Here is an 8,748-nt window from a genome sequence, read left to right on the forward strand (position 1 = left end):
ATAGAATGGCATATGCAATACAACTTTCCTACAATAACGAGCAGGAGTCTTTCCAGATACCTGTAAATCCAGGCAGCATAGAAATAGGCGACGGGGGTAAAGGTAAGACCTATGATGTAATAGGCTTAGGAGAGATTAATGTAATTAAAAATACTAAATTGACTGATTACAGCTTCAGCAGCTTTTTTCCGGCCAGGATATATCCTTTTGTGGTCACCAATATGCTGCTGTCTCCCAAACAATATGTTGACTATATACTTAAGTGGATGGCGTCCAGGCAGCCCATCCATTTTATTTTTACCGGCGACAGCTTTGACATCAACATCATGGCCAGCATAGAAAGCTTTGACTGGAAAGAATCCGAGGGCAGTTTTGGAGATATTGATTATACTATCAAGCTTAAAAAATATGTGTATTATGGTCCGCAAAAGGCTGTGGCAGTTACTGATGATACAGTGATAAAGGAAGAACCACCGCGGCCGGATGACAGGCAGCCACCGAAGACTTATACATTAGTTGCCGGAGACACATTATGGGGAGTTGCTAAAAAGTTTTTAGGAAATGGCGCCCGATGGGGGGAAATACAGAAACTAAACAATATTACGGATGCACAGATTAAGAGGCTGCAGATAGGTATGGTGCTTAAACTGCCGGAGGTGTCATAATGTTTGAACTGATTATTGATAATAAAGACGGAAACATGTGGGATATTACAAACATTGTATCGGACATAAGCTGGAAGACAAGCCGCATAGGTAAGGCTGGAAGCCTGGACTTTACGTTGATTGATGATGCATTGGCACAGAATAAAGATTTTAAATATAATAACGGCGATGTCGTAAAGCTCAAAAAAGATGGGATTAATACTTTTTGCGGCTATGTATTCACCATAGACGGCGGAAGGGATGAAGCTGTAAAAATTAAATGCTACGACCAGATCCGCTACCTTATGGCAAACGACTCCTATATGTTTTTAAACACTACTGCTTCGGATGTATTGAAAACAATAGCAGCTGATTTTAAGTTAAAACTGGGAAGGACAGACGATACCGGATATAAGATACCAAAGATGAATGAAGCCGGGAAAAAGCTTTTGGATATAATCTGCAAAGCACTGGACCTTACACTTATAAATACCGGAAGAAACTATTTCCTGTTTGATGATTTTGGCGCCCTGTCTCTTAGAAATTGCGAAGACTTTTTACTAGACTTTATCATAGGCGATAACAGTTTGATGTATGACTACAGCAGCAAACGCTCTATTGACGAAGATACCTATAACAAAATAAAACTGTATAAAGATAATAAGAACACTAAAAAGAGGGAGACCTACCCTGCAGAAGACAGCGCCAATATAGTAAAATGGGGTATGCTGCAGCTGTACCAATCAGTGAATGAAGACATGAATACGGCCCAGATAAACGAACTGCTGACCACTCTTTTAACCCTTAAAAACCGGGAATCTAAGGCCCTTAAGATAGAAGCCATAGGGGATATAAGAGTAAGGGCAGGGTGCTATGCCCGCATTATTATAGAGAAGCATGGGATTAACCAGCCTTTTCTGGTGGATGAATGTACCCATAATTTTGACGGTACAGACCATACAATGAGCCTTGAATTGAAGGTGATATAATGCCAAGCTTACTTGATGTAATTAAGAAAGCCGGAGTAGATGCGGTAAACGCCAACAATCCGGTCAATGTACTGTATGGAGAAGTAGTCAGCATAAATCCGCTAAGTGTAAATATAGAACAAAGGCTTACACTTACAGCGGATTTTTTAATTGTGCCGGAATCACTGACACGCTATGAGATAGATATAACCCATGGGCACCAATACCAGGATAATAACGGGAGTGGCAGTACTACACGCACGACACAGCCTGCCCTTGCACCTATTGTAATACGCACAGGGCTTCAGCCTGGAGACAAAGTAATACTTCTCAGGATGCAGGGAGGACAGGACTATTTAATTTTAGACAAGGTGGTGGAAGGATGATACCGGTAAATGGGATAACCAATGCCGCTGTAAAGGAGGTAGAGAGACCTTCGAATACCTGGAAAATAGACTTTGAAAAGGGGCGTATCACAGGTAAGATAGATAATCTGGATGCAGTTAAGCAAGCTGCCTTTAAAATCCTTGAAACAGAACGGTATAGATACTTAATTTACAGCTTCAACTATGGCGCTGAACTGGAGGCACTTATCGGGAAAAACCCTTCGCTGGTACGCTCTGAGACAGCAAGAAGAATAAAAGAAGCGCTTTTGCAGGATGACCGCATACAGGACATAACTAATATTGATATAACAGCTAATGGAGACAGCATACATGCAAAGTTCACTGTTGTAACAAATTACGGCTCCTTTGAAGCCGGCAGGGAGGTGAAATAATGTATGAGAATATGACCTTTGAATTTATATTAAACCGTATGCTTGACAGGGTGCCGGGCAACATAGACAAGCGGGAAGGATCCGTTATTTACGATACCCTTGCCCCGGCTGCCGCAGAGCTTGTACAAATGTATGTTGAATTGAATATTAACCTCAACCTGGCCTTTGCAGGCACATCGGGAGGAGAATACTTAGAGCGCCGTACAAAGGAGATGGGAATTACCCGTCAATTAGCTACCAAGGCAAGACGGAAAGGCCTGTTTTATGGCAGTGGGAATACACCTATAAATATACCTATAGGAAGCCGCTTTTCAATAGAAACTCTAAACTACGTTGCCTTAGGTAAATTAGCAGAAGGTGAATATATTATGGAGTGTGAAATATCAGGAACAGCGGGGAATGAGCCCTCCGGAGCCATGCTCCCCATTGATTATGTGCCCGGCCTGGTACGTGGAGAGCTTGCGGATATACTGGAATCCGGACAAGACGAAGAGACAGATGAGAAGTTGCTAAACAGGTACCAGCTTCATGTCAGAAAACCATCCACCTCAGGGAATATGTATCAATACCGGCAGTGGGCCTTTGAAATACCGGGAGTGGGGGATGCAAAAGTATTTCCGCTGTGGGATGGCCCCGGGACAGTCAAAGTAGTAATTGTGGATGCCAACAAACAGCCGGCCAACATGGGTCTTGTGGAAGAGACGGCAGAATATATTGAAACTGTGCGGCCTATAGGGGCTAATGTGTCGGTTGTATCTGGTACAGCAAAAGAGGTTGACGTATCTGCAACTGTTGAGTTGGCCGCAGGCTACACCCTGCAGTCTGTAACAGATGGATTTACAGCTGCACTGACCGACTATCTGAAAAGTATAACCTTTACCACAGCCTATATAAGCTATGCAAAGATAGGCACCGTTTTGCTGGGCACTCCAGGAGTGCTGGATTATAGCAGATTAACCGTAAATAACGACTTAGTAAATGTCGAGCTTGCTGATGAAGAGGTCCCTGTATCCGGCATCATAAGCTTGGGGGTGTAATGGATGACGTATCCAGATGACATTGATATTTTTGTTGAAAAGCTCAATAAGAAACAGGACGGCAGCGTCTATGTAATCCAAGAGGAGCTTTTCATGACAGACGGCAAATATGAAGGCATACTTTCACATGACAATATAACCAACAGCAGCATAAAGGTTTATACAGGACCCCAGCTTACAGGAGAGGAAATAACTAATTTTGTAGTATCTGTTTCCTCCTCGGCACCATGGCGCAAGTTTATAAAAATTTTTGCCGGTGCAGAAAAGGTGTATGTCACTTATGAAACTCCCGGTGACACTGTTGAAGCTGAGGACATAAACAAGCTGCAGGAGAGCATGACAGCCACTCAAACAGAGATAGAATACTATAAGACCGCAGGGATAATAGACGGAGGTCATTTTATTTAATTAAATAGGAGATGATACAATGGCACAGCAGACAATAAGGATCAGAAGAGGCACCAAGCCGGAATTATCGGCACTGGGGCTTTTGCTGTCCGGAGAAATGGGCTTTTGCACGGATACCAAAGAGATTTATATAGGCGACGGTACTGCCAATATATTCGTAGGACGGGCTATGTCCGGAACAGAAGCGGCACGGCCGGCAGCTTCCTCACCTGGGAGGCTTTATTATATAACCAGCGGCACCAATGCCGGATATCTGTACTTTGATAATGGCTCATCATGGCAGCGGGTCAATGCCCAGAAGCTTACGGATATTACCGGTACATTAGACGATATTGCAGATGGTACTACTTATGCAAAGGTTAAAAAAGCAGACATTACCGGGGGAAGTGTAAATAAGGTATCGGACGGGACCAATACGAAAACAGCGTCAGAGATTAAAACACACATAGACGATGCTTCAAAACACAGGTTGATAAATGATTCCGGGAGTGCAGCTACAGAACTGTGGTCAGCTCAGAAAATCAGGAACGAAATAGAGCTGGCCAAACGTAATATTGAACCTCAGGCCAGTGTTAAAAACAGGACTACAACAGCTCCTCCGGCAAGCCCTGCAGCAGGTGACAGGTACATTATACCTGCCAGCGCTACCGGAGCATGGTCAGGCAAGCAGAACCAGATTGCCGAATGGCAGTCGGGGGCATGGGTATACTATCCGCCTTCCGAAGGCTGGACAGCATATGTGGATGAAGAGCAGAAGATATACAGCTGGAACAATACTGCATGGGTCAGGACAGGCGGAGCGCTGCAGACAATTACAGCCGGCAATGGCCTTACAGGGGGAGGCCAGGCGGATTCAGTAACTTTAACCGTAGGAGCAGGAAACGGTATTACTGTGGGAACTACAACAGTGAGTGCAAAAGCCGGAAAAGGTATTCTAGTCAACAGCACCGGAATTGAAGCCAGTATAGACGGGGAGAGCATTGTGTATGATACTTCCAACGGCAACAGGTTGATGGTGTCCGTAGTCGACGGAGGCACATTCTGATATGGCAAGGAAAATATTGATACAAATACGCCGGGGATTGGAGGCAGATATAGGGTCGCTTACCGCGGGAGAATTAGGGTATTGCACTGATACCAACAAATTATATATAGGTACAGCTTCCGGCAATATGCTTCTTGTAGCAGCTCAAACTGCAGGAGATATGCTAAAAAGCATATATGATACCGACAATGACGGTAAGGTGGATACTGCAGAAGCTGCCGACAGTGTACCCTGGGCCGGTGTAAGCGGAAAGAAAGTTTTTCCTGAATCCAGCACAGAAGAAGCCCCACTTAGCATCCCTCATGGAGCTGCGCCTGCATCTCCTGTCAATGGTGACATGTGGACTACAACCTCAGGGTTATACCTTCGGCTGAATGGGACTACAAGGACCATGGCCCATACAGCTACATGGAGCACAGTATCTCAGGCCGAGGCAGAAGCCGGGACAGCCACGTCACAAAGGTTATGGACGGCACAAAGAGTGGCCCAGGCCGTAGCAGCCCAGGCCATGCCTAAAGGACCTATAACATGGAATGAGCTTAAGGGGGTGTAAGGAATGTACGGACAATACCAATACGGTGTATTACAGTTTGGAGCATCTGTTGCTGAGGGAGCTATAGAGCCATATATTCCTGACTTGATGCGGTATCTGTCTCCATACTATACAGGTGTCCGGGAAATGGAAGAAATCCAAGGGTCAATTTCAGAAGAAATGGGACTATTAAAATATGGCATTGATGAAACTTTGAAGCAGTTTTTCGTATCTACGGCAACCTGGGGGCTTGATATATGGGAACGGGAGCTGGGGCTTACTACAGATCACAGCAAACCTTATGAACGCCGGAGAGAAATCATAACTGCAAAGCTGAGGGGAGCAGGTACAACTACCAAAGATATGATAAAAAGCGTGGCTTCTGCCTTTAGCGGCGGAGAGGTTGATGTAATTGAATATCCCGGAGAGTACAGGTTTGAGGTGCAATTTATAGGAGTGATGGGCATACCTCCTAATATGGCTGGGCTAATGCAGGCCATAGACGAAATCAAACCGGCCCATCTTACATGCAGCTTTAAATATACCTATACCTGGTGGGACACATTAAAAAGCTTAACATGGCAGCAGGCAGGGACCAGGACATGGAACCAATTAAGGATATATGAAGGAGAGTGATATATATGCAGACAACAGGAAATTTAGGTTTAAAAAAGCCTGAAGGCACTGACATTGTAAACATTGAAGATATAAATGACAATATGGACATCCTGGATACGGAGATACCCAAGAAGGTCGATAAGATTACCGGTAAGGGGCTTTCTACAGAGGACTACACTACAGTTGAAAAGAATAAGCTTAGCGGTATAGTGGCAGGAGCTAATAATTACACACACCCTACTAATCATCCACCCAGCATAATATCTCAGGATGCTAATAACCGTTTTGTGACGGATGCAGAGAAAACAGCATGGAATGGGAAGGCAACCCTCGAGAATGTCCTTATGAGATTTAGTGGTGCCTTAAATACTACGGGAACTCTGGACTGGAATCACAGCACAAATGCTCAGCCAGGATTTTCACCTACACTGCTTTATGGTGATGCTACCAATGGTCCGAGCAGTGCAGGTGCGGGCCATACTTATTACCATTGTTATGCGGTTGAATATGGAAACTTAAAAGATGGAAGTGGAAATATAACTCAGTTTGCTATACCTTATAGGGTTACATCTAGTACATCAGATATATATTGGAGAAGCAGGTATACTGGCGCTTGGGATGCCTGGATTAAAATGCCGAATATGGACGATGCAACGAAATCAAATATTACTTTAGGACTTCCAGGATTATTTGATAATTATGATGGAGATGCAACTTTTTCTTCTTCTAGTTCTTTTCCCAGAGTGTTTATGCGTTATAGAAATTTAACCATAAATTCAGGTGTTACAGTTAATTGTACAGCCGGTACTATAATAATCATAACAGGAACTTTAACACTTAATGGTGCTATATCCGCCAATGGATTAGGTGGACAAGGTTCAGAACCTATGGACAAGGCAGGAGGAGGAGCAGGTGGAAATGGCGGTGGGGTAGTAATAATACTTGCCAGCAAAATAGTAGGCTCAGGTTCTATACGTGCTAACGGTACTAACGGAGCGAATGGAGTTGTTCCAGTAGGTAATAGTACGCCCACAAATGCTAATGGTGGTTCTTTGTTTAATCCCTCAATACTCATACCAGGTGGCGGTACTAATAATTATAATCAAAAAGCTAGTGCAAATCTCGATGTTATTACTCGTATTGCAAATCAGTTATATTTATGGTTAAATTCTGATGTGGTTAATTCTCCGAGTGCATTTAAAGGTGGTGGAGCAGGTGGAGCAGGTCGTTCTGTTACAAATGCTACGGATAGTTATTTTAGTTACGGTAGTTGTGGTGGAGCGGGTGTAGGTGGAGACAGTGGACTTGGTGGTCGTATGGCGAGTGGTTTTTATTCAGGTGTAAAATACTCGTTTGGAGGCAGTGGAGGAGGGGGAGGTTTAATATATTTATATTCATCTTCTCCAATACCTGCATTAACTCTCGAAGCTAAAGGTGCTAATGGTGGAACTTATTATTCTGAAGCTGTTGGTTCAGGACCCGTTGGTATCGGAGGAAGCGGAGGCGGAGGTGGATTAATTTATATTATATCACCGTCCCATAGTATTAGTACAAATGTCACAGGTGGAATAGCAGGAACAAGTGCTTTGGGAGCGGGTACTTCCGTTGCCCCAACCAATGGTTCAGCGGGAGTAGTTATATCAAAAACTATATGATAGGAGGTTGATATTATAATGATTTATTATGTACAAATAGTTAACGGCGAAATAGTACAATATGGTATTAGTGATATTCTTCCTGATAATTGCATTGAAGTTGACAAAGATATTGTTTTAAATAAACAAAATTATAGATTTGACGGAGAAAATTTTATATATGAACCAGTACTTAAAATTAAAACATTGATTGAAATAAACAATGAAGTGAGAGCAAAAATTGCAGAAAGATATGATGTTATAAAAGAGATACAAATGATTAATCAAAGTAGTTATTCCCACGACAGTATAGAATATGGTGAATATCTTGAATATTTTCAGTATCGTCTTGATTGCATCATATGGGGTGAATCAGAAAAAGAAAAATGCGGATATATTTAAACACCAAGGAGGTGTATTTTTTATGTTTATCTATAAAGAAAATGAACCTGAATTTGAAAAGTCAAGAATATTACAATATTTAAAAGCTAGTTATATAGGAAAAGGAAAATCTATAATAGTGCTAGATGATGGAGGATTGCCCCGCAAAGAAACAAAAGTAATTTTACCGTTTAATGACTATAAAAAAGAAGTAGACCATAAAAGTGATGTGTGTGCGGTAGTCAGGGAAGTCCTCCCTGACGTCGATATCTATGCTATTAACTGGTTTGGTGGGAAAGTTAAAAATGAAGAAGAAACGAAATGGTTAGAGGATCATGCTCATGAAATTGACGTAATAAATTGCTCCTTTTCCTTTGCTGTCGGTAATTCTGATAAAGATTTATGGGAAAGAATAGAAAGATTAAACATACCTGTTGTTTGTTCGTCAGGTAATGATTGTAGCAGTATAATGAAGTTGTAACACCTCGGTCTAATAGATATAATAAATCTATTAGAGAAAGAGGGATAACGATGAATAGGTATTATGAAGAAGAATTCAAAAACAAAATTGTTCGCCTTCATCTTGAAGAAGGACGTACTTTAAAAAGCTTATCTGAGGAATATGGAGTTTCTAAATCAGGTATTTCAATATGGATAAAAGCTTATCGTGAAGAATGCTCAACAAACCATGAATTAAAAGAAG

13 protein-coding genes are annotated in these 8,748 nt (G+C 42.3%); all 13 read left to right on the top strand.

Features of this window, described 5'->3' with window-relative positions; translation table 11 throughout:
• Window positions 1–5 precede the first annotated feature (5 nt).
• Entirely contained in the window at window positions 6–665 is a 660-nt protein-coding gene (locus OXPF_RS03015) for a LysM peptidoglycan-binding domain-containing protein (RefSeq protein WP_054873731.1), read from the top strand.
• Window positions 665–1,633: an XkdQ/YqbQ family protein gene (locus tag OXPF_RS03020; protein ID WP_054873732.1), complete on the top strand. Its 969-nt coding sequence runs from the start codon at window positions 665–667 to the stop codon at window positions 1,631–1,633. The genes OXPF_RS03015 and OXPF_RS03020 overlap by 1 nt, the downstream gene beginning before the upstream one ends.
• Window positions 1,633–1,998, top strand: a complete 366-nt coding sequence (locus tag OXPF_RS03025) for a DUF2577 domain-containing protein (protein ID WP_054873733.1) — start codon at window positions 1,633–1,635, stop codon at window positions 1,996–1,998. Before OXPF_RS03020 ends, OXPF_RS03025 begins: the two co-directional genes overlap by 1 nt.
• Complete coding sequence (locus OXPF_RS03030) at window positions 1,995–2,390, top strand: DUF2634 domain-containing protein (protein WP_054873734.1); 396 nt, start codon at window positions 1,995–1,997, stop codon at window positions 2,388–2,390. The genes OXPF_RS03025 and OXPF_RS03030 overlap by 4 nt, the downstream gene beginning before the upstream one ends.
• On the top strand, window positions 2,390–3,427 hold the full coding sequence (locus tag OXPF_RS03035) for a baseplate J/gp47 family protein (protein ID WP_054873735.1): 1,038 nt from the start codon (window positions 2,390–2,392) through the stop codon (window positions 3,425–3,427). The genes OXPF_RS03030 and OXPF_RS03035 overlap by 1 nt, the downstream gene beginning before the upstream one ends.
• Window positions 3,428–3,430: 3 nt before the next feature.
• Entirely contained in the window at window positions 3,431–3,835 is a 405-nt protein-coding gene (locus OXPF_RS03040) for a hypothetical protein (protein WP_054873736.1), read from the top strand.
• Window positions 3,836–3,854: 19 nt separating this feature from the next.
• Window positions 3,855–4,880 (top strand): DUF2793 domain-containing protein, encoded by a 1,026-nt coding sequence (locus OXPF_RS03045; protein WP_054873737.1) that lies wholly within the window; start codon window positions 3,855–3,857, stop codon window positions 4,878–4,880.
• 1 nt (window position 4,881) lies between these two features.
• Window positions 4,882–5,433: a hyaluronate lyase N-terminal domain-containing protein gene (locus OXPF_RS03050; RefSeq protein ID WP_054873738.1), complete on the top strand. Its 552-nt coding sequence runs from the start codon at window positions 4,882–4,884 to the stop codon at window positions 5,431–5,433.
• A 3-nt stretch (window positions 5,434–5,436) separates the two neighbouring features.
• Window positions 5,437–6,048: a YmfQ family protein gene (locus tag OXPF_RS03055; protein WP_054873739.1), complete on the top strand. Its 612-nt coding sequence runs from the start codon at window positions 5,437–5,439 to the stop codon at window positions 6,046–6,048.
• A gap of 5 nt (window positions 6,049–6,053) precedes the next feature.
• Complete coding sequence (locus OXPF_RS22850; protein ID WP_054873740.1) at window positions 6,054–7,685, top strand: pyocin knob domain-containing protein; 1,632 nt, start codon at window positions 6,054–6,056, stop codon at window positions 7,683–7,685.
• An 18-nt stretch (window positions 7,686–7,703) separates the two neighbouring features.
• Window positions 7,704–8,066, top strand: coding sequence for a hypothetical protein (locus tag OXPF_RS03065; RefSeq protein ID WP_054873741.1), 363 nt, complete (start codon window positions 7,704–7,706; stop codon window positions 8,064–8,066).
• Between the two features lie 22 nt (window positions 8,067–8,088).
• A complete protein-coding gene (locus OXPF_RS03070; RefSeq protein ID WP_054873742.1) occupies window positions 8,089–8,526 on the top strand; it encodes a S8/S53 family peptidase in 438 nt (145 codons plus the stop codon).
• A 50-nt stretch (window positions 8,527–8,576) separates the two neighbouring features.
• A partial coding sequence (locus tag OXPF_RS03075) for a transposase (protein ID WP_152967662.1) occupies window positions 8,577–8,748 on the top strand: 172 nt, incomplete at its 3' end.

The organism is Oxobacter pfennigii, assembly GCF_001317355.1.
Taxonomy (GTDB): Bacteria; Bacillota; Clostridia; order Clostridiales; family Oxobacteraceae; genus Oxobacter; species Oxobacter pfennigii.

Excerpts from the sequence above, each read along its gene's own strand:
- OXPF_RS03065 (WP_054873741.1), top strand. The coding sequence starts at position 7,704 with ATGATTTATTATGTACAAATAGTTAACGGCGAAATAGTACAATATGGT.
- OXPF_RS03035 (WP_054873735.1), top strand. The coding sequence starts at position 2,390 with ATGTATGAGAATATGACCTTTGAATTTATATTAAACCGTATGCTTGAC.
- OXPF_RS03020 (WP_054873732.1), top strand. The coding sequence starts at position 665 with ATGTTTGAACTGATTATTGATAATAAAGACGGAAACATGTGGGATATT.
- OXPF_RS03040 (WP_054873736.1), top strand. The coding sequence starts at position 3,431 with ATGACGTATCCAGATGACATTGATATTTTTGTTGAAAAGCTCAATAAG.
- OXPF_RS03055 (WP_054873739.1), top strand. The coding sequence starts at position 5,437 with ATGTACGGACAATACCAATACGGTGTATTACAGTTTGGAGCATCTGTT.
- OXPF_RS03025 (WP_054873733.1), top strand. The coding sequence starts at position 1,633 with ATGCCAAGCTTACTTGATGTAATTAAGAAAGCCGGAGTAGATGCGGTA.
- OXPF_RS03030 (WP_054873734.1), top strand. The coding sequence starts at position 1,995 with ATGATACCGGTAAATGGGATAACCAATGCCGCTGTAAAGGAGGTAGAG.
- OXPF_RS22850 (WP_054873740.1), top strand. The coding sequence starts at position 6,054 with ATGCAGACAACAGGAAATTTAGGTTTAAAAAAGCCTGAAGGCACTGAC.
- OXPF_RS03015 (WP_054873731.1), top strand. The coding sequence starts at position 6 with ATGGCATATGCAATACAACTTTCCTACAATAACGAGCAGGAGTCTTTC.
- OXPF_RS03050 (WP_054873738.1), top strand. The coding sequence starts at position 4,882 with ATGGCAAGGAAAATATTGATACAAATACGCCGGGGATTGGAGGCAGAT.
- OXPF_RS03070 (WP_054873742.1), top strand. The coding sequence starts at position 8,089 with ATGTTTATCTATAAAGAAAATGAACCTGAATTTGAAAAGTCAAGAATA.
- OXPF_RS03045 (WP_054873737.1), top strand. The coding sequence starts at position 3,855 with ATGGCACAGCAGACAATAAGGATCAGAAGAGGCACCAAGCCGGAATTA.